Origin of the sequence: Archangium violaceum Cb vi76 (genome assembly GCF_000733295.1) — a bacterium.
Classification (GTDB): Bacteria; Myxococcota; Myxococcia; order Myxococcales; family Myxococcaceae; genus Archangium; species Archangium violaceum.
On record NZ_JPMI01000156.1, the window covers coordinates 37,923 to 57,620 of the forward strand.

The window sequence follows — 19,698 nt, forward strand, 5'->3', positions numbered from 1 at the left end:
CATGCTGGCGCGGCTGCTGACGGTGCGGGAAGTGGCGGAACGGCTGGCGGTGTCTCCTGCCACCGTTCACAGGCTGTGCGCCGGGGGGCGGCTCCGGTTCGTTCGGGTTGGGGCTGCTGTGAGGATCGACCCGGCCAGTCTGGAGACGTTCCTGGCCACCGGAAGCTGAGGCTCCCCGGGGGAGCAGGCAGCCTGCCAGGGGGGCCCTATGCGGGCCTCCTCCATTCGAGTAGAATGGGACTTGGTTGCTCGCTGATGAACCGCGAGCTGACCGCGTCCCGAGGGGGGATCCACCATGACCGTTGCTCGCTGGAAAAGGGCCTTGAAGGCCCTGGCTGCCGCATTGCGGGGTTTTTTCGGGCCATGCTTCCTTGCTCCGTGCCCGGACTTCTCTCGGGCCCTGGAGGCGGCTCAGGCCGAACAAGAAGCCAGGGTCAGGGAACTGCGCGAGTTCAAGGCGCAGCTTGAAGCCCGCTGGCAACAGCCGGAAGGGGCTGGCCAGGAGCCATAGGGAACAGGCGAGCCGCCTGCCTCAAGCCCCGGCCCCTCCGAGGACAGGGGGAAGCCATGACGGCGCCCACGGAAAGCGAACCGACCCCGGCGCCTGTGTGGCTCCCCGTGCCGGATGCTGCTGCGGCGGCCGGGGTCCCTGTCCGCTCCCTGTACCGCTGGATCGAGAAGAAGCGCGTCCCGACGCGCCAGGAACGCGGGACGACCGTTGTAGACGTAGCTGCTGTCCGTGCCTATGCCGCACATCGAGCAGCCCTCAAGGAGTCCGGGGCCCGTGCCGGGATTGCCGACACCAGCGCCGACACTGGGGCTTGTTCGAGGGGCTGACGCTGGCAGTGACAGAGCCCGTGGCATCGAGAGAACCGGAGTCAGTGGCACGTCACCGACTGTCACGAAGCCCGCCCTGACAACGAGCGGCAACGCCACTCCGGCCACCACTGACGCCGAACTTGCCGCCGAAGTCTTCACCCGCTTCGAGGAGGGAGACACTCCCGTTGATGTCGTCCGGGACATGCGGCTCCCGCCCGAGCGAGTTCGCGCTCTACACAGGGAGTGGACGGATCTTCGCGCCATGGGGGGCGGTGGTGGGCCGTCCATTGCGGATCGGCTGGCCGAACTGGAACACCGACTGAAGGGCCTGGAGGAATCGATCTCCACGCAGATGCTCGGAGCGGACAACATCGCGCTCGAAGCCCTTGAGCGAGTGCAAGCCCTGGAAAGACGGCTGGCATCCACGCCACTGCCCAGCGCGGAGACCTTCACCTGTCCATCTTGCCGGACTCATGGCCGTGTTGCGGTGCCTGTCTCGTGCGGTCATTGCTGGACGACATTCATCTTCGAGTCCCGCCGGTAACGCGGAACTCGGATCAACGCAGTACCGAAGTTCAAGAGGGGGAAAAGACGTGGCTACGAAGAAGAAGCAGAAGCCCGAGGACATCGTTCTGTTCGCGTCGCTCGAAACCGAAGATGACGTGGAGGTGGAGATCGCGGTCCACGCTCCAAACCGTGCGAGTGCGCGGCAGGTCATCGCGGAGATCACCCGAGCTGTGACGGGAGAAGATCCGGAGGAGGCGAACGCAGGGGGCAGGATCATTTTCTCCGAGGGACCGGGGCTTCCGAATCGGCCGCGGCCGAAATCGGAGGAGGCCGAGGGCTGAAGTAGAGCCGGGCCGGGGCTTGAAGTGATGATGGGCCCTCTCGCGTCCAGAGGCGCGGGTGGGGCTCGCATCAAAGCCCCGGCCCCTTTTTCAGTGCCGGGAAGGTCACGTTCCCGAGTGTGACTGTACGTGGTCCATCCGCTTCCCATAGCTTCAGGACGAAGGGGCCAGCGGTCTGGACGTCTTCGGTTCGCGCTTCGATGTAGAGGGTGAGCAGTTCACCAGGGAGAACGGGCTTTTGAGGCCAGACGGACCCCTCCAGTTCTTCACCCTTCGGACCCACGAGCTTCGCTCCTTGCGCAGTCCAGGGGGCCGTGCCCTCGTTTTTCAAATCGAAGCGCACGGCTATCCGTCCGCGAGCACGGCAGGTGGTGACATCTTGCGCAGTCAGCGCATTCCCCGGACGATGGACGACACGAACTGTCGAGCAGGGGATGCCCGTCTCGCCCATCATGCCGGAGGCGAGTGGGCCAGTGAGTCCGCCTGGACTGTCTCGTTCCGCGAGCAGCCGTTGGATCTCAGCGCGCAGCCTCGCGTTTTCCTCGTAGGACTTCTTCAAGTCGGCTTGGACGGACTCCACCGGACGCGAGTGGCGGACGATCTCCACTCGGCGCTCGCCAATCGCCGGGTGGACGACTAGCCGGAAGGTCATGCATGGAGGGACCGCACCATCAGCGAAACACACCGTCAGTGTGCTGGGCTTCTCGCCGCGCATCTTCTCCGAGGGTTCAAGCGTGATGAGGCGCTGTCCAGGCGCCACCTTGTAGCGCTCGCGGTTCTCCAGCGTCATCTCGTCCGCGCGAACGTCCGAATCGAAGCTGAAGGTGGTTGGCTGTCCCGGGCTGATCTGTACCTCGGAAACCTCGTTGGTCCCGTCCGCCGTCAGCTCGATGCAGCGGCCCTCCGCCTCTCCTGAAGGAGGACATGTCTGCGCAATGGCGGAAGTCCCCACGAGAAGCAGCATTAGGAACACAGCAAGCGACGAAGCGAACACGGGGAGAAGACTCCGAAGCAGAGACGGTTTCCGCCTCTAAAACGTCTCCGGACCCGGTTGTGTCCGGGCCCGGTCCTTCCATTTCCGTCCTCTTGCCTGGCTCTCACTCGAAGCTACGGACGGCCTTCACACGCACCGTGGAGTAGATGCGAGCAGAACCCGAGCCTCCGTTGCTCTCGCGGATGGCACCTTTCCCACCCTTCAACGAGTCCCACATCTCAAAGCACACCGGAAACGGCTGGCCGTCTCCCTTCAGGTCGCGCGCTTCGGTGAATCGCCCGTACACGCGCTCTTCTCCGATGGTGAGTGTTCCGGACAGGAAGATGCGGCCTGATGATTCACCCGGTTGGCGGGGTCCCAACTGGGCGGAGGCAGAGCCGTTGTGGACGCTGATGTCCTGGGCGGGTCCTTCGTGTGGAAGGTAGGCAGAGACCATCTGCCCGACACCGACGCCGAGCTTGTCCGCCATAGCCTCAACGGCACCTGCTGGACACGGAGCAGGCTCCGGAGTCGGCCGCACTTGTTGGGGGGTCGGACATCCCGCTAGCGCATTGCAAACCAAGCCCGTACCGATGACTTTGGCCGCGCGTCCGAGAACCTTCGTCTTCTTCTCCTGAGTCTTCTCGCTGCTGTCGTCCTTGCGAAGCATCGTGATCATTACGGGCGCGGAAATAGAACCCATCGCGGGCTCGGCGCCTTCTCCGCTTGGAGGATCCAGCGGCTTCGCGGATTGCGCCACTTCACGACCGGACTCGGCTTGTCGAGTGGGAGCGACCTCGGATGACGTGTGGAGTGGCACCGCCCCAGGGCGAGAGCGCAACGACGTGGCGAACAGGAACGCTCCGAGCATCACAGCCGCGAGTCCCGCTGCTGCTGCGAAGCGAGAGCGACGAGGCGACACCGGAGGGAGCGGAGCTGCTGCCGCTCGCGGTGGTTCGAGAGGGGCCGGGGCTTGGGATGCAGGAGGCGGAACAGGCTCCGGTGGAGCAGGCTCCGGCGCAGGCATCACAGCAACAACGGGCGCCTTCTCTTCCGGGATGGCGGCGAGCACTTCGGCCACGGGAGCAGGAGCCTTCTTCGGTGGCTTCCGGCCTCTCCGGTGCTCTTTCTTCAGCCAACGTCGAAGCCAGCGCTTCGAGTCGTCCGCATCCACCAGCGAGGGATCTTCCTCGGTCGTCCTGGTGTGGGGCGAGTCCGGCTCGAACAGCGGGAGGTCCCAGCTTGCATCGGCCTCGGCGTTGGCCATGGCCGCATCGAGTGCCGCGCAGAACTCGACCACGCTCTCGTAACGTGCCGCCGGTTCCTTCTCCAACATCCGCATGCAGATGTCGGAGAGCGCTCGCGGCACGCGGGGATTGAGGACGTGCGGTGCAACAGGACTCTGATGGAGGATGCGCTCTGCAAGCCCGCCCTCTTCTTCGTCCTCCCGGTCTCCGAACGGAAGGATGTCCGTCAGCAGCCAATAGAACGACACTCCAAGGGCCCAAAGCTCGTCCGCTGGGCTGTAGTCGTAGCTCCCGGAATCGTTCTCTCTGCTGAAGCGCCACGCCTCGGGCGCGCGAAACTCGATGGTTCCCGGCGGAAGGCGCGAACTTGTGGGGGCTGGGAGCCCCGTGAGCGTGCTCACTCCGAAGTCGATCAGCAGCGGTCTCGCGTTCCCATCCCGGATGATGACGTTATCGGGCTTGAGATCCCTGTGCATGACGCCTTGCCGGAGCACTTCTCCGAGCGTCAGCCCGATATCAAGCACGATGCGCGCGGACCTGCGGGCCGAGGGGTTCTCCTCCGAGGCATACGTCTCCAGGGTCCGGCCCCCGGCGAACTCCATGACGATGTAGGGATGACCAACAAATGGATCCGGCCAGTATCCGCATCCGAAGAAGCGGACGACATCGGGATGATCCATGTGGTTCAGGATGCCGATCTCGCGCTTGGCCCGGTCATTCAACAAGCGGCCCTGGAGGATCTTGACGGCGTAGAAGCATCCGGCCTGCTCGGCCTTGTAGACGTGGCCGTAGCTCCCTCTGCCGAGCTTCTCGACGATGAGGTAGCCCCCGACCATCTCTTTGGTTTCCGGCAGCCTGTAGACCAATCCCACGACGCACCTCCGAGAATGCCGAGCCTACCAGCCTCGTGGAGAACGAGCTGCACGCCGGAAGCCCCGGCCCTCCATCCACCGTGGTAGACGACCACCATGGACGAAGAACTTCAGCGCTCCCTTGGGGAAGTAGCTCGCGCTGCACGGGAGCGCCTCGGACTTACTCAGGCACAGGTGGCGCAGAAGGTCGGTCTCGTTCCAGGTGTCTACGGACGGATCGAACGTGGCGATATGATGCCATCCGTCCCGAGCCTGCGTCGAATCAGCATCGTCTTGGGCATCTCGTCCGACGCGCTGATGGGAGTGAGCCTTTCTCAGGTCGCGGCCACGGTGGATGAAGCACCCCCAGATGGGAGCCTCTCCCCGGAACTGCGGCGCATCGTCCATCAGCTCCGGACATGGTCGCCGAAGCGCTTGAAGGTGCTCAGCAAGGTTCTGACTGTACTCGCATCCTCCTTCGAGGATTGAACCAGGTAGAGCCATCCGCCTACTCGGCTTGATCATCTGGGTATTGTGCCGTGTGTCTCATCACCGCATTGGCGGTGCTGCTCACTACTGCGAGTTGTGCAGCATCCATGCGACGAAGCGTTCTCATCAGTCGGCGCAGCTCGGGTGGATCATCGGCCTCGGTTTCAGGCACCTCCAGCAAAGGTGCCTTCTCGGCGTCGAGTCCCAGGACGACGTTCGCGTCGAGGCGAAGCACGCGGCACAACCTGCGAAAGGTCGGAACGCTCGGGAGTAGGTGTCCTCGCTCCAGCCGCCCGAAAACTTCGGTGACGAGCCCAACACGATCCGCGACATCCGCCTGGGTCAGCTCAGTCTTCTTGCGAGCTTCACGCACGACCGCTGCCAGATGGGTCATCAACTTCTTCTTGTCGTTCTGCCTGCTCGTTCTGCTCGGTCCAGGGGTTACTGGACGCTCAGCGCCTTCGGCCACGGGAGGACTCCAATCTCGACAGGGTGCGCTGCTTTCCGCTTGAGGGCGGATGCTTTCTTGAGGATGTCGGCCAGTTCCGCCGCTGCCTCCGTGGCGCCGAAGGGCTGGCGGAGACTGCGCAGATACGCGCGCAGATCGTCACGCATCTCAGCGGCCGATTGGTAGCGCTCGGCAGGGTCACTCCGAAGAGCCCGGTGAGCTACCTGTTTCAGAGGGGCCGGGGCTTGCCGGGCGATGCGCTCCACATCATCGGGACCGAAGCGGAGGAGACGGTCGGCGAGCACCTCGATGGAGGCCCAGGCGGAGTGCTCGGCCTTCACGCCCGAGACGAGCCGGAGCGCGCGCTTGGAGACCTCTGGTGGCAGCACGTCTTGAGGATCGAGCGGATGGTTCCCCGCGATGATCTCCAGCAGCACGAGCCCGAGCGAGAAGATGTCCGCCCTGCTGTCGATGCCCTTGGGAGAGAGAAGACCAGCCCGGCCCTTTTCAGAGATGGAGCGAATGATCTCCGGAGCCGCGTAGGCGAAGTTCCCTCGGAGCACCTTCGCTGGCGTGGGCACGCGGCCCAACAGCTCGGAGAACGCGGCACCGAAGTTCGTGAGCTTGACCCGGCCGTTGCTCCCGATGCGGATGGTCATGGGGCTTACAGCCCGGTGAATGATGTGAAGCGGATGGCCTCGGTCATCCTCGCAGTGGTGGGCGTAGTCGAGGGCGTTGGCTACTTCGGCGGCGAAGAAGGCGGCGAGGGCAGGCGAGAGCTTGCGGCCCAGCAACAGCGCGGAGCCGATGATCGTGGCCAGGAAGGCCCCTCCCGTGTGTTCCATCACCACGTAGGGAACGCCTCCACACTCGGCGAGCCGGAGAACGCGGCCGATCTTCGGATGATGGAGGTGCTCTGCGAGCTGAACTTCCTCGATTGCTCGGGTCCGGCCCTCGCGGCCCTCCGGGACTTCTACCTGCTTCAGGACAACGAACTTCCGGCGCGCCTTCTCCTTCAAGTGCCTGCACCTCGCCAGCCACAGAGTGTCGTAGTCCACGTGTTCGAGGAGGGAGCGAAACACCTCGTAGCGGAACCCGTCCGATTCGAAGGTGAGAGGTCCTGTGTCCGTGGGCGGATTGCCGGTTCCAGTCATGTGGTCTCCTGTGCGATGCGAATCTCGTAGAGGAAGGAAGGTCCCCATTGGTTACGTCCAAAGTGTTCCGACACGTACCATGGAAGGGAGGAGAAATGGAAGCCGCCTTACTAGGTAGGTCAGCAGGCTGGAGCAACCGGCAGGAGTAGGTCGGTGGCTCGGGACGGACAACCAGGCGCGGCACCTACGCGCGGAGGCGCGCCCCTCGTTCAAGATCTTGAGTCCTTCGGCAGCTCGGGACTCAAGCCCCGGCCCTCGCGGAGCCGACGCCCAACCAAAATTGGACGAACTCTCGGCTCTGATGACCCCGCCAGCGCTGTCAATTTTTTGGGGTCTTCGGTACGCCGAGTGGGCAGGGCCGAGGTCATTCCCATTGCGACCGAACTCGTCCCGTACCTGGAAGAGGCGTTCTCCGTGTCCCCCTCTGAGCTGGTTTTCCCCGATGGCAACGGCTGCATGCGGGGACGGCATGTGGAACTTGAAGACGTGTTGCGCCGAGCCATGGGGCGGGCAGGCATCGTCAACGGCTACCGCTACGCCTGCCGGGGCAAGGGCTGCGGGCACGTCGAGGAAACGTCCGACGTCACCCCCCGAGCGTGCCCAATGTGTGGGCGGGGGCGTGTGGGCGTACGGGCGAAGGTGCGGCCCATTCGCTTCCACGACTTGCGGCACACCACGGCCAGCCTGTTGATGATGAGCGGGGCCAACCCAGCAGCCGTTCAGCGCATCATGCGGCACAGCGATCCACGCATCACCACCGAGACCTATGGCCACCTGAGCCCCAGCTACCTGCGGGCGGAGGTGGATCGGCTGTCCTTCATGCTACCGGCCAACCTGACGGGCGGGCAGGACACCCGACCCGCTGGGGCGGTGGTGGTGGGGCCGCAAGGCGCGGCGCCGGTTGCTGCATCCTTGCTGCAAGCTCCCATCGGGGCCAGCGGCACGCCCGTAGCCAGGGGAGCAAATCCCCAGGACTTACAGGCACTTGCGCTGGTGCAGGACTTAGATGCTGCATCTACCCCGTCCCTCTCCCGAGGGGAGAGGGGTTCTTGGGCTCCTGAGGACTCGGGTTGGATTGACTCACTTGTCAAAGTGACCGGCTCATCGTCTGCTCCTCGGCCTCGGCGGCGCGTGCGTGGTGACGAGGTACCGCCGCGAGTGAGCGGGCAGGCGGGCGATGGCGGCCCGCGTCACAGATGGCGCTCTCCCTCTCCATCCGCTCTGGACGACGGGTACCAGAGGGAGAGCTGCCATGGATGATACCTCCACCGCTCCGCTGCTCGAGTGCGGCGCCGATTGCAGGGACGCGCGCCACCAGCCCCGGACCACGGGCGAGGCGCTGTGCTGCATGGAGAAGGAACTGAAGACGCTCTACGCGCGCAACGATGGCCGCGCCATCTTCCTGCGCGCCTACTACGTCATGACCTCGCAGGTGAACGCGGCGGTCCATGGGACGGGGGATTTCGAGCAGACGGGCCCCATCTTCTTCGACCCCGTCTGGGTGGATCGGCTCGCGGGCCGGTTCGCGGGGCTCTACTTCGAGTCCCTCACGCGCTCGCGGGCGTGCTACCCCGACAACAAGCCCATCTGCGAGGCCTGGGGCCTGGCGATGGAGCAGGCCGCGAGGCCCCGGCCGAGCATCCTTCTGTGCATGCTGCTCGGCATCAATGCCCATATCAACTTCGACCTGGCCCAGGGCATCCATGACGTCGTCCGCGAGGATTTGCGGCGCCTGCGGCACGAGGTGAAGGAGCCGGGGGCGAGGGAGCGCCGGACCCTGGAGCTCATGGCGCGGTGGAAGTTCGATCATGACCAGATGAACAACGTCCTCGTGCGTACCAACCCGAAGCTCCAGGAGGTGCTGGGCCGGGAGTTCCGGGGGGCCATGGGCTTGTTGAGCAGGGCGGGCGGAATGTTCGACGAGCTCGCCACCAGCGCTGGGCTCCGGTACTACCGCGATCGCGTCTGGAACAACGTGCTCGGGTTGCTGGCGGCGGGACCGGAGGAGCGTGAGAAGGTGAAGCTGCGGCTGGGCTGGGAGTCCCAGCAGATGGCCGAGTTCCTCATCAAGGGCGGCTGGCTCAACAACGCGGTGTTCCGCCTGGACAGGAGCCTGCGCCGGGCTCGCATCGAGGGCAGGTTCCAGCCCAATCTGGATGGGGTGGAGGTCCACGCGGGGGGAAGAGTGGGCCACCGGCTCCAGCGGCCCTTCTGAGCCCCCGGGCTACAGGTGGTGGTGCTCTGGAGGTTTGGCTCCGAGTGCCTCCCGGGCCCGCTGCTCGAAGGCGCGTGCCCCCTGCCGGAGGGCCACCTGGATGGCGCGCAGGAAGCACTCGCGCGCGTCCAGCTCGTGGCCGAGCACCCGCAGGGCCTCGCCTCGCAGCCGGTGCAGCTCGGCCTCGTAGAAGTGCTGGCCTTCCGTGGGCGCCCGCTCCAGCGCCTCGTTGAGGAGCGCCAGCGCCTCGTGCGGCTGTCCCAGCTTCAGGTGCAGCTCCGCCAGCAGGCCGAGGTCGTGGTGGAACAAGCCGGCGCTGATGCCCGGGCCCCTCCAGGCCGCGATGCCCTCGCGGATGAGCTTCAACCCCGCGCGGGCCTGTCCCAGCTCGGCCATGGCCCAGCCCTGGATGAGCGTGGCCCAGATCTCCGAGGCCCGGAAGCCATGCTCGTGCGCGAGCACGATGGCCTGGGCGGACCACTCCAGGGCGCACCGGGCCTCCCGGCGCAGCTGGCAGGCCACGCAGATGTAGTTCAGCACCGTGGCCGTCGTATGCGGGTGGCCGATGCGCCGCGCCAACTCCAGCGCCTCCTGGCTGGAGAGCCGGGCCTCCTGCTCGCGCCCGAGCGCCGAGTACACCATGGCCCCGAAGGCCAGCGTCGTGGCGCGCGGGTTGATCCACTGTTTCTCGGCGATGACGCGGTGGGCCTCGAGCGGCAGGTCCGGACAGGCCAGTCCCCGCTCGACATGGTCCATCGCCGCGGCCAGCTCTCCCCAGATGTAGAAGGTGGCCGCCATCATCCGGTGCCCCAGCGCGAGCAGCTCCATGTTCTGGTGGCGCTCGCCCTGCGCCACGAGCTGCGCCGCGAGCTCGTGCGCCACGCCGTACTCGGCCCGGGAGAAGGAATAGACGAAGAGCCCCCAGTAGGAGAGTTGCAGCCGGGGGAGTGCCTCGCCCACCTGATGGATGAGCTCGCGGGCCCGGTCGTACGTGCGCTCCACTTCCGCGGAGCGGTAGCCCTGCACCTGGGCCAACGGGATGCCCAGGGAGATGAGCAGCCGCAACTCCTCCTGGAGCCGCTCCGGCGTGTCCGGCAACAGGCGCAACAGCCGCAGGGCCTGTTGGAAGTGACTCACCGCTTCGCGGTTGGCCGAGCGCACGCTGGCGCGCTGCCCGGCCTGGAACCAGTAGTGGATGGCCGGCTCGTCCTCACCGGCCTCGGTGTAGTGGTGGGCGAGCAGCTCCGGCTGCGTCTGGCGTACCTCGGGGGACTGTTCCAGCAGGGCCTCGGTGATGCGGTGGTGCAGCTTCCGGCGTGCGCTGCGCGGCAGCGACTGCCAGGCCGCGTCCTGGATGAGGGCATGGCGGAACCGGTAGCCCAGCCCGGCCCGCTCGTTGAGGGGTTGAAGGAGCCCGGCCTCGACCAGCTCCTCCAGGTCGCGCTGGAGCGCCGCCGGGCTCCGGCGTGTCAGCGTGGCCAGCAGTGCGTGCGAGAAGCTGCGTCCGATGGCCGCGCACTCCTGGGCCAGTGATTTCTGCCGGGGAGCGAGCAGATCCAACCGCGCCAGCAGCAGCTCGTGCAGGGTGATGGGGATGGCGTCCGGGGTGCCTCGCTCCAACACCATGTGCGTCAGCTCCTCCACGAAGAGGGGGACGCCATCCGTCCGGGCCACCAGTTGCCGGACCACCTCCGGGGGCAGGTCGCGCCCTCCCGCGGCCTCGCGCACCAGCGTCGCGGTGTGCTCCGGAGACAACCGCTCCAGCGTGAGCCGGTGCAGCCGTGGGTGCGCGGGCCAGGGCGGGTGGAAGTCGGGCCGTGCACTGAGGACGAAGAGCATGCGCTGGGGATCCACGCGCTCCACGAGGTAGCCGAGCAGCTCCAGGGTGGAGGGATCCGCCCAGTGCAGATCCTCCACCACGGCGAGCACCGGGCGCTCCCGGGCCACGTGCGAGAGCAGCGACGCCAGTGCCTCCAGGGTGCGCTCCTTGCGCCGCTCCGGCGAGAGCTGGAGGGGAGGCCGCACCTCGGACTCGGGCAGGGACAGCAATTGGCTCAACAGGGAGGCGTGCTCCGCGGAGAGCCCCAGTGACTCCGGCCCCACCGCGTGCGAGGCGAAGAGGCGCCGCAGCACCTCGATGATGGGTTGGAAGGCACTGGTGCTGGACTGCGGCCAGCACTGGCATTGGAAGTGGACGCAGGCTTCCTGGCAGCCCCGTGCGTGCAGCTCCTGGATGAGCCGGGACTTGCCGACTCCCGGCTCGCCGGTGACGAGCACGAAGCCGTCCTGGCCCCGCCGGGCCTTCTCCCAATACGAGAGCAGCCGTTGCAGCTCCTGCTCGCGGCCCACCAGCGGTGTGAGGCCTCCGGTGATGATCGCCTTCTCGAAGCGGTACGACGATGGCCGCTCGCTCAGCACCCGGTACAGGCCCAGGCGCAACGCCCCCGAGAGGCCTTCGTAGACGAAGGTGCCGAGTGGCTCGGCCTCGAACCTCCCACGCACCAGCGACCAGGTGGCCTCGCTGGCGGCCACGGTGTGGGGCCCGGCCCGGGCCGCCAGCCAGGTGACCACCTTCGGGGCCTCGCCCTGCAACACGAGCGTCCGGTTGCCGTGCTCTCTGGGGGGCTCGCTCAGCGTCACCTGATCCGTGTGCAGGCCCACCTTCACGGCGAGCACGTCCGAGGCGAGCCGGGGCAGCTTGCGCTGGAGGGCGGCGGGCAGCTCCCGGGCCAGGGCCAGCCCCGCCTGGACCGCGTGCTCCGAGTCATCCTCGCGCACCGCCGGGTAGCCGAAGCAGGCCAGCACCTCGTCGCCCATGGCCAGGACGATGGAGCCCCCGCGCTGCTGGACGAGCTCCGCGCACTGCTGGTGGAAGGCCTCCTCCAGCTCGCCGATGTCCTCGGCGTCCAGCGCCTGCCCGGGCGCGGCCAGCCCCGTCAACCGGCAGGACACCAGCGTCACCTGCCGCCGCTCGGGCCTCACGCGGCGCGGGGCCTGCCCGCGCAGGCCGAGCGACTCCCTCACCTCGCGCAGCTCCTCGACGAGCTCCTGCGCCGTCTGGTAGCGCCGCTCGGGAGGCTTGGCCAGCATCGTGCGCAGCAGCGGCTCCACCTCCCGGGGCAGCTCCGGGTGGTGCTCCCTCACGGACGGGATGGGCTCGGGGGAGAGCACCCGGGCGCGCAGCTCCTGCAGGTGGGCGTTCGGGTAGGGCGTGGTGCCGGTGAGCATCTCGTGCAGCACGATGCCGGTGGACCAGATGTCCGTGCGTTCGTCCTGCCGCTCGCTCCGCCATTGCTCCGGCGCCATGTAGGCCGGCGTGCCGGCGTTGGGCAGATCCTGGAAGCCCGGAGTGCTGCCCTCCTCCAGCAGCCACGCCAGGCCGAAGTCGAGCAGCTTCACCTCGCCCTGCTTCGTGAGGAAGACATTGCTCGGCTTGAGGTCGCGGTGGATGACGTGGTGCTCGTGGGCGTGGGCCAGCCCCGCGGCGATGCCCGCCAGGATGGCGAGGGCACGCCCTGGCTCCAACCGGGGCTCGCGTTGCAGCAGCACGGAGAGGGACTCACCCTCCAGACACTCCATGACGAGGAAGGGGATGCGCGGCTCCCAGGCGGCTCCCACCCACTCGGACGTGTCGAAGAGACGGACGATGTTCGGGTGGGCGAGCTGCGCGATGGCCAGGGCCTCCTGCCGCAGCAGGGAGAAGAGCTGGTGCTCGCCCAGGGGCGAGCCGGGGAGCAGGAACTTGAGCGCCACCTCGCGCCGCAGCTGTGCGTCCCAGGCGCGGAACACCCGGCCCATGGTGCCACCGCCGAGCTGCTCGAGAATCTCGAACCGCTGGCCGTCGCCGCCGCCCAGCCGCTCGCCGAGCGCGGGGATGCGCAGCAGGGCGGACTCCTGGGAGACGGCCTGGAGCAGCTCGTCCCCGAAGTCCGAGTCCTCGAACCCGGAGCCCGAGCCGCCTCCCGTGCCATTCCGACCGGTGTTTCCCGCCATGGTCTTCCCCCAGCATCCCCACCCGGCTCCGGTGTCGCGTGCCGCGGCACCCGACATGGCTGGGCCCCAAGTTAGGGAGCGACCAGACCCCGGGCAATGCAAGCGGCCCGGCGGGGCAGGAAGGCGTTGGCCATCCACTTCCTGGAGAGAGTCGCGCCGCCGTCCAGGTGACTCGCCCGGCGGCTCACACCGGGATGGGGCGGACTCCCTGAAGGGTTGTGCACCGAGCACCGGGTCCGCTCATCTCCCGCCGGCGCGTGAAGCTGGTCCGTACGTGTGGAGGAATGGCAGCGGACGCTGGTCTACCTGCCCGCCTTCATGACGCTGCTTCGCTCCTCTCCCTTCCATCGCCTGCCCCGGCATCTGGTGCCCTTGGGGGTGCTCGCCCTCTGCCTGCTGCTCACGTATGGCGTGTGCGTGCTGCTGGGGTTGTCCGCGCGTGCGCGGGACGAGGCGCGCTTCGAGAACCTGGTGCAGTTGACGTCCGACCGCATCCAGCGCCGTCTGGACACGTACATCGCCCTTCTTCAGGGGACCGAGGGGCTGTTCGCCACCCAGCAGGAGGTGACGCCGCAGGAGTTCTCCGCGTACGTGCGGCTCTTCGAGCTCCACTCCCAGTACCCGGGCATCCAGGGGCTCGGCTTCACGCGGCGCTTCTCGCGCGAGGAGCGCGCCCAGGTCGAGCAACGGGCGCGCACCACCCTGGGCCTGCCGGGCTTCCATGCCTGGCCCGAGGTGCCCGGGGACGAGCTCCACTCCATTACCCTGCTGGAGCCGCGCGACATGAGGAACCTGGCGGCCATGGGCTACAACATGTACTCCGAGCCCATTCGCCAGGAGGCGATGGCCCGTGCCCGGGACACGGGGGAGCCCGCCCTCACCGGGAAGGTGACGCTCAAGCAGGAGATCCGCGAGGACAAGCAGGCGGGTTTCCTCCTGTACCTGCCTGTCTACAAGGGAGGGCGCGTGCCGGCCACGCTGGAGGAGCGGCGCGAGCTGCTCGAGGGCTTCGTCTACTGCCCCTTCCGCGCGGATGATCTGCTCAACGGCATCTTTGGCGCCGAGCGGCACCCCCGCGTGGCCTTCCAGCTCTACGACGGCCTGGAGGTGGACGAGGCGCGCCTGATGCACCGCTCGCACCCCGAGGCGTTGGCGTACGAGCCGATGTTCACCACCACCACCACGCTGTTGGTGGCGGGGCGGCCCTGGACGCTCACCTTCTCCTCGCTGCCGGCCTTCGACGCGACGGCCTCGCGGCCCCTGGTGCTGCTGCCCTTCTCGGGGCTGGGCGTGCTGGTGAGCCTGGGCTTCTTCTTGATGATGCTCGCGCAGGTGCGGGCGCGCGGGGATGCGGAGCGGAGCGCGGACGAGCTGCGCGTGGCGCTCGCCGAGCGGGCCCTCGTGGAGGAGCAGCTGCGCGAGGCGGACCGGCGCAAGGACGACTTCCTGGCCATGCTGGCCCACGAGTTGCGCAACCCCCTGGCGCCGGTGCTCACCGCCGTGCAGCTCATGGAACGCAAGCAGCGGGCGGGCCTGGGCACGGAGCGGGAGCGCGAGGTGGTGGAGCGCCAGGTGCATCACATGCGGCGGCTGGTGGATGACCTGCTCGACGTGTCGCGGGTGACGCGGGGGAAGATTCAACTGCGCACGCACCCGATGGACCTGGTGGCCTCGGTGGGGCGGGCGGTGGAGGCGGCGAGGCCCTTCGCGGAATCGCGGGAGCACACGCTGCGCGTGGAGCTGCCGGACGGGCCGGTGTGGACGGAGGCGGACCCGGTGCGGGTGGTGCAGATCTTCACCAACCTGCTGCACAACGCGGCGAAGTACTCGGAGCCCGGAGGCCGCATCACCCTGACGTTGGTGCGCGAGGGCGGCGAGGCGGTGGTGCGGGTGGCGGACACGGGCACGGGCATTCCAGCCGAGGCGCTACCGCACCTCTTCGAGCCCTTCATGCAGGTGGCGCGCACGCTGGACCGGGCGCAGGGAGGGCTGGGGCTGGGGCTGACGCTGGTGAAGCAGTTGGTGGAGATGCACGGCGGCCGCGTGGAGGCCACGAGCGAGGGCGTGGGGAAGGGCAGCGTCTTCACGGTGCGCCTGCCGCTGCTGCCCGAGGAGCGCGTGCCGGTGGCGCCGGTGGAGGTGCCGGCCGGGCGGGAGGTGTCCACCGGGGGGCGGCGGGTGCTGGTGGTGGACGATAACGTGGACGCCGCGGAGCTGCTGGGCGAGGTGCTGGAAATGGACGGGCACCGGGTGACGGTGGTGCATGACGGCGCGGCGGCGCTGGAGCACCTGGGCGCCGAGGCTCCCGAGGTCGTCTTCCTCGACATCGGGCTGCCGGGGATGGATGGGTACGAGGTGGCGCGCAGGATTCGCGAGCGCTCGGGCGGCGCGGGTCCGCGGCTGGTGGCCGTGACGGGGTATGGACAGGCCTCGGACCGGCAGCGCTCGCGCGAGGCGGGCTTCGATGCGCACCTCGTCAAGCCGGTGGAGCTCGAGCAGGTGCGCGAGCTGGTGGCGGACGCGGGCGCGGGTGGGCCCGGTGTCTCCACGGTGAACTGAGCGCGTGTTTTCGACCCTGTCACTGCGCGGCGCGTCGTAAGGGCCGAATGTTGGGAAACGGACCTTCTTTCCGAGCCTGCCTGCTCCCCTGGGATTACCGGGTTTTGCCGGGCACTTGCTATGCTCTCAATTCACGCAGTTGTCACTGTGGGGGAGCGCGAGTGTCCTTCGTCCAGTTGCCCGAGAGCGTTACCACCTGCCGCAACCTCGTGGGAGGCGAGTGGCTGGTGCCACGCGATGCCTCCCTGCTCGACATACACAGTCCCTATACCGGAGGGGTCATCGGCCGTGTGCCGCTGACGCCCGCGGAGGGGGTGGCCCAGGCGGTGGAGGCCGCCCGGGCCGCGGCGCCCGGTTGGCGCGCCACGTCCCTGCGCGAGCGCACCACGCTCATGGGCCGCTTCCGCCACCTGCTCGAGGCGAACCTGGAGCGCCTGTCGCATCTGGCCGCCAGCGAGGCCGGCAAGACGGTGGCCGAGGCGCGCGCGGGCCTGCTCAAGGGCATCGAGGTGTGCGACTTCGCGCTCTCGCTGCAGAACCTGGACACCGGCGGCGCGATGGAGGTGAGCCGCGGTGTCTCGTGCGAGTTCCGGCGCGAGCCGCTCGGCGTGGTGGCGGGGATTACCCCGTTCAACTTCCCGGCCATGGTGCCGTTGTGGATGTTCCCCATCGCCGTGACGGTGGGCAACGCCTTCATCCTCAAGCCCTCGGAGAAGGTGCCGCTGACGGCGTGCGCCATGGGCGAGCTGATGGTGGAGGCGGGCATTCCGCGCGGTGTCTTCTCCGTGGTGCACGGCGGCCGCGAGACGGTGGAGGCCCTGGTGGCCCATCCGGACGTGCGCGCGGTGGGCTTCGTCGGCTCGTCCGCCGTGGCCCGGCGCGTGTACGCGGAGGGCAGCGCGCAGGGCAAGCGCGTGCTGGCGCTCGGCGGGGCGAAGAACCACCTCATCGTCGTGCCCGACGCGGACGAGGCGCTCACCGCGCAGTCCGTGGTGGACTCCTTCACCGGGTGCGGCGGCCAGCGCTGCATGGCGGCCAGCGTGCTGCTCGCGGTGGGAGACGTGCAACACATCATCGAGCAGGTGCGTGAGCGCGCCTCGCGGCTGGAGGTGGGCCCCGGCATGGGCGCCATCATCGACCGCGCGAGCCTCACCCGCCTGGAGACGGCCATCGCCACCGCGGAGCGCGCGGGCGCGCGGGTGCTGCTGGATGGGCGCGGGAAGAAGCCGGCCGGGGAGCAGTGGGCGGGCGGCTACTGGCTCGGGCCCACCATCCTGGACGGGGTGCGCCCGGACATGGAGGCGGCGCAGCGGGAGTTGTTCGGCCCGGTGCTGGCCATCGTCCGCGTGCCCACGCTGTCGGCGGCGCTGGAGGTGGAGAACGCCTCGCCCTATGGCAACGCGGCCTCCATCTTCACCACCAACGGCGCGGTGGCGCAGGCGGTGGTCGAGGGCTCGCGCGTGGGCATGGTGGGCGTGAACGTGGGCGTGCCCGTGCCTCGAGAGCCCTTTTCGTTTGGTGGTACCGGCGAGTCCAAGTTCGGCCACGGTGACATCACGGGGGCGTCCAGCCTCGGTTTCTGGACGGACCTGAAGAAGGTCACCCGCAAGTGGACCTCGCGGACCGATGGCAGCTGGATGAGCTGAGAGGATTCGAAATTCCCATGCCTGATAAGAAACCCGTCAATCACATCCGTCTCACCTCGCATCCGGACAGCGACTCCCAGGTCACCCCCATCCGCTGGGGAGACCCGGAGCCCATGCGCCGTGGCCCCGTCATCGCCACGCTGACGGATCCCTCGCAGCGCAACGTCATCGGCACGCACTCGGGCTCGTACGCCATCTACCGGGCCGTCGCCGTGGCCGCCGGGCAGCTCACGCAGGACCACCGGGCGGACCTCACCAACACCGCGCCCGCGGTGCAGATCGGCCCCCACAAGGCCTGGGCGGACCCCGAGCGCATCGTGTCGATGGACCCGTGGGGCGCGGTGGCGCCGCAGGCCTTCCGCTCCTGGCTGGACCAGGGCGTGGACCTCCGGCCTTCCATCGCCATCACCCGCGCGCACATCAACATGCCCGAGCTGCGCGATGCCATCACCGCCGGCCGCCTCAAGCCGGACGGGAACATCCTCTGCGCCAACGGCGACGTGAGCGTGGTGAAGGCCGCCGTGGAGCCGGTGTGGTACCTGCCCGGCATCGCCAAGCGCTTCGGCCTCACGGAGGCGCAGCTGCGCCGCGGCCTCTTCGAGCAGACCGGTGGCATGTTCCCCGAGCTCATCACCCGCTCGGACCTGGAGGTGTTCCTGCCGCCCATTGGTGGGCTCACGCTCTACTTCTTCGGGGACATGGACACCATCTCCAACCCGGACATCCCGCTGGCCGTGCGCGTGCACGACGAGTGCAACGGCTCGGACGTGTTCGGCAGCGACATCTGCACGTGCCGGCCCTATCTGACGCACGGGATTGAAGTGTGCATCCAGACGGCCCAGCAGGGGGGAGCGGGTGTCATCGCCTACTCGCGCAAGGAGGGCCGCGCGCTGGGCGAGGTGACGAAGTTCCTCGTGTACAACGCGCGCAAGCGCCAGGAGGGCGGGGACTCGGCGGCCACCTACTTCCACCGCACCGAGTGCGTGGCCGGTGTTCAGGACATGCGCTTCCAGGAACTGATGCCGGACGTGCTGCACTGGCTGGGCATCACCCGCATCCACCGCTTCGTGTCCATGAGCGACATGAAGCACGACGCCATCGTGCGCTCGGGCATCGAGATTCTCGAGCGCGTGCCGATCCCGGAGGAGCTGATTCCCGCGGATGCGAAGGTGGAGATGGAGGCCAAGAAGGCCGCTGGCTACTTCACCACGGGCAAGGTGGCCACGAAGGAGGAACTCGTGGAGGTGAAGGGCAGGTCACTCGATGCGTGAGCCTTCATCCACGGTGGCGTACCTGCGCAGCCCTCGCGCCATCCGCGAGCGCTGCCGGGCCCTGTTGGAGCTGGGCATCGCCGGCCAGCTGAAGCACTTCCGCGTGGACATGGAGCGGCTGCCCGCGGTGGCGGACTACGTGCTGGCCGTGACGCGCGAGTCGTACCCCACGCTGGACATTCCGGTGCACAGCCGGTGGGGGCACTTCGACGTGGGCGGTGTGCGGCGCAACGCGGAGCTGGATGCGCGGCTGGCCTCGCTGCCGCGCGCCGAGCGGGCCCGGGCGAAGTTGGACCTGGTCATCACGAGCGTGCTGCTGGACGCGGGCAGCGGGCCCACGTGGAAGTACGTGGAGCCCGGCGGTGGCACGTATGCGCGCTCCGAGGGCCTGGCCGTGGCCAGCTTCCGCATGTTCCTCGCGGGGGCGTTCTCCTCGGACCCGAGCCAGCCGCCGCGGGCGGACGCCGAGGGGTTGCAGCGGTTGACGCTCGAGTCGCTGGCGCGGGGCTTCCAGGTGACGGAGGCCAACCCGCTGGCGGGCCTGGAGGGCCGGCTCGCGCTGCTGCAGGGGCTGGGACGGGCGCTGCCGAGGCCCGGCGCACTGTACGACCAGGTGTCGGCGTGGGGCCCGCGCGTGCCCGCGGCCGAGGTGCTGGGACGGGTGCTGGAGTCGCTGGGCTCCATCTGGCCCGGGCGTGTCACGCTGGAAGGGGTGAACCTGGGCGACGTGTGGCCGCACTCGATGATGGGGCGCGAGGGGAGCCCGGAGTCGCTGGTGCCCTTCCACAAGCTGTCGCAGTGGCTGACATACTCACTGCTGGAGCCGCTGGAGGAAGGCGGCGTCACGGTGACGGACCTGGACGTGCTCACCGGGCTGCCCGAGTACCGCAACGGAGGCCTGCTGGTGGACATGGGCCTGCTGGTGCCGAGGGACGCGCGGCTGCTGACGGAGGCGTACGCACCGGGCTCGGAGCCGATCGTGGAGTGGCGGGCGCTGACGGTGGCGCTGCTGGACGAGGTGGCGAAGCGGGTGCGCGAGCGGCTGGGGATGACGGCGGAGCAGTTGCCGCTGGCGAAGGTGCTGCAGGGCGGGACGTGGAGCGCGGGCAGGAAGATCGCCGCGGAGAAGCGTCCGGGAGGCACGCCGCCCATCCGTATCGAGAGCGACGGGACGGTGTTCTGAAG

Annotated in this window: 15 protein-coding genes; 9 read left to right on the plus strand and 6 right to left on the minus strand. The window is 68.3% G+C overall.

The window, feature by feature from the left end; translation table 11 throughout:
* The first annotated feature begins 1 nt into the window (after nt 1).
* Entirely contained in the window at nt 2–169 is a 168-nt protein-coding gene (locus Q664_RS62975) for a helix-turn-helix domain-containing protein (protein ID WP_152622283.1), read from the plus strand.
* A gap of 882 nt (nt 170–1,051) precedes the next feature.
* On the opposite strand, the gene Q664_RS59255 is transcribed toward Q664_RS62975, so the two are convergent.
* Nucleotides 1,052–1,219 carry a hypothetical protein gene (locus tag Q664_RS59255; protein ID WP_160174481.1) on the minus strand — a complete coding sequence of 56 codons (168 nt, stop codon included), beginning with the start codon at nt 1,217–1,219 and terminating at the stop codon, nt 1,052–1,054.
* Between the two features lie 193 nt (nt 1,220–1,412).
* Between Q664_RS59255 and Q664_RS23025 the strand changes: the two genes are divergently transcribed.
* Complete coding sequence (locus tag Q664_RS23025; RefSeq protein WP_043399515.1) at nt 1,413–1,667, plus strand: hypothetical protein; 255 nt, start codon at nt 1,413–1,415, stop codon at nt 1,665–1,667.
* Between the two features lie 70 nt (nt 1,668–1,737).
* On the opposite strand, the gene Q664_RS23030 is transcribed toward Q664_RS23025, so the two are convergent.
* Nucleotides 1,738–2,661: a DUF2381 family protein gene (locus Q664_RS23030; protein ID WP_052518537.1), complete on the minus strand. Its 924-nt coding sequence runs from the start codon at nt 2,659–2,661 to the stop codon at nt 1,738–1,740.
* A gap of 103 nt (nt 2,662–2,764) precedes the next feature.
* A complete protein-coding gene (locus Q664_RS23035; protein ID WP_043399518.1) occupies nt 2,765–4,759 on the minus strand; it encodes a serine/threonine protein kinase in 1,995 nt (664 codons plus the stop codon).
* A gap of 96 nt (nt 4,760–4,855) precedes the next feature.
* Here Q664_RS23035 and Q664_RS23040 point away from each other — a divergent pair, with 96 nt between their 5' ends.
* Nucleotides 4,856–5,227: a helix-turn-helix domain-containing protein gene (locus Q664_RS23040; RefSeq protein WP_043399521.1), complete on the plus strand. Its 372-nt coding sequence runs from the start codon at nt 4,856–4,858 to the stop codon at nt 5,225–5,227.
* Nucleotides 5,228–5,246: 19 nt separating this feature from the next.
* Here Q664_RS23040 and Q664_RS23045 read toward each other — a convergent pair whose 3' ends face one another.
* Complete coding sequence (locus tag Q664_RS23045) at nt 5,247–5,696, minus strand: helix-turn-helix domain-containing protein (RefSeq protein ID WP_235216837.1); 450 nt, start codon at nt 5,694–5,696, stop codon at nt 5,247–5,249.
* Nucleotides 5,669–6,829: a serine/threonine-protein kinase gene (locus tag Q664_RS23050; RefSeq protein WP_052518539.1), complete on the minus strand. Its 1,161-nt coding sequence runs from the start codon at nt 6,827–6,829 to the stop codon at nt 5,669–5,671. The genes Q664_RS23045 and Q664_RS23050 overlap by 28 nt, the downstream gene beginning before the upstream one ends.
* Before the next feature lie 603 nt (nt 6,830–7,432).
* Here Q664_RS23050 and Q664_RS62980 point away from each other — a divergent pair.
* Both Q664_RS62980 and Q664_RS23055 read left to right on the plus strand, forming a co-directional pair.
* Entirely contained in the window at nt 7,433–8,089 is a 657-nt protein-coding gene (locus Q664_RS62980) for a tyrosine-type recombinase/integrase (RefSeq protein ID WP_369406341.1), read from the plus strand.
* The gene (locus Q664_RS23055) at nt 8,082–9,044 is read left to right on the plus strand and encodes a DUF5995 family protein (RefSeq protein ID WP_052518540.1); all 963 of its coding nucleotides are present in this window, start codon (nt 8,082–8,084) and stop codon (nt 9,042–9,044) included. Before Q664_RS62980 ends, Q664_RS23055 begins: the two co-directional genes overlap by 8 nt.
* A gap of 9 nt (nt 9,045–9,053) precedes the next feature.
* On the opposite strand, the gene Q664_RS23060 is transcribed toward Q664_RS23055, so the two are convergent.
* The gene (locus Q664_RS23060; RefSeq protein WP_084610263.1) at nt 9,054–13,037 is read right to left on the minus strand and encodes a protein kinase domain-containing protein; all 3,984 of its coding nucleotides are present in this window, start codon (nt 13,035–13,037) and stop codon (nt 9,054–9,056) included.
* A gap of 318 nt (nt 13,038–13,355) precedes the next feature.
* On the opposite strand from Q664_RS23060, the gene Q664_RS52510 reads away from it, so the two are divergent.
* The 4 genes from Q664_RS52510 to Q664_RS23080 all read left to right on the plus strand — a co-directional run bounded on the left by Q664_RS52510 (nt 13,356) and on the right by Q664_RS23080 (nt 19,696).
* Entirely contained in the window at nt 13,356–15,596 is a 2,241-nt protein-coding gene (locus Q664_RS52510; protein ID WP_160174482.1) for a CHASE domain-containing protein, read from the plus strand.
* Nucleotides 15,597–15,757: 161 nt separating this feature from the next.
* Nucleotides 15,758–17,242, plus strand: coding sequence for a CoA-acylating methylmalonate-semialdehyde dehydrogenase (gene mmsA / locus Q664_RS23070; protein ID WP_043399522.1), 1,485 nt, complete (start codon nt 15,758–15,760; stop codon nt 17,240–17,242).
* A gap of 17 nt (nt 17,243–17,259) precedes the next feature.
* Nucleotides 17,260–18,513 carry a GTP cyclohydrolase II gene (locus Q664_RS23075; RefSeq protein ID WP_043399631.1) on the plus strand — a complete coding sequence of 418 codons (1,254 nt, stop codon included), beginning with the start codon at nt 17,260–17,262 and terminating at the stop codon, nt 18,511–18,513.
* Entirely contained in the window at nt 18,506–19,696 is a 1,191-nt protein-coding gene (locus Q664_RS23080) for a URC4/urg3 family protein (RefSeq protein WP_043399526.1), read from the plus strand. Before Q664_RS23075 ends, Q664_RS23080 begins: the two co-directional genes overlap by 8 nt.
* Nucleotides 19,697–19,698 lie beyond the last annotated feature (2 nt).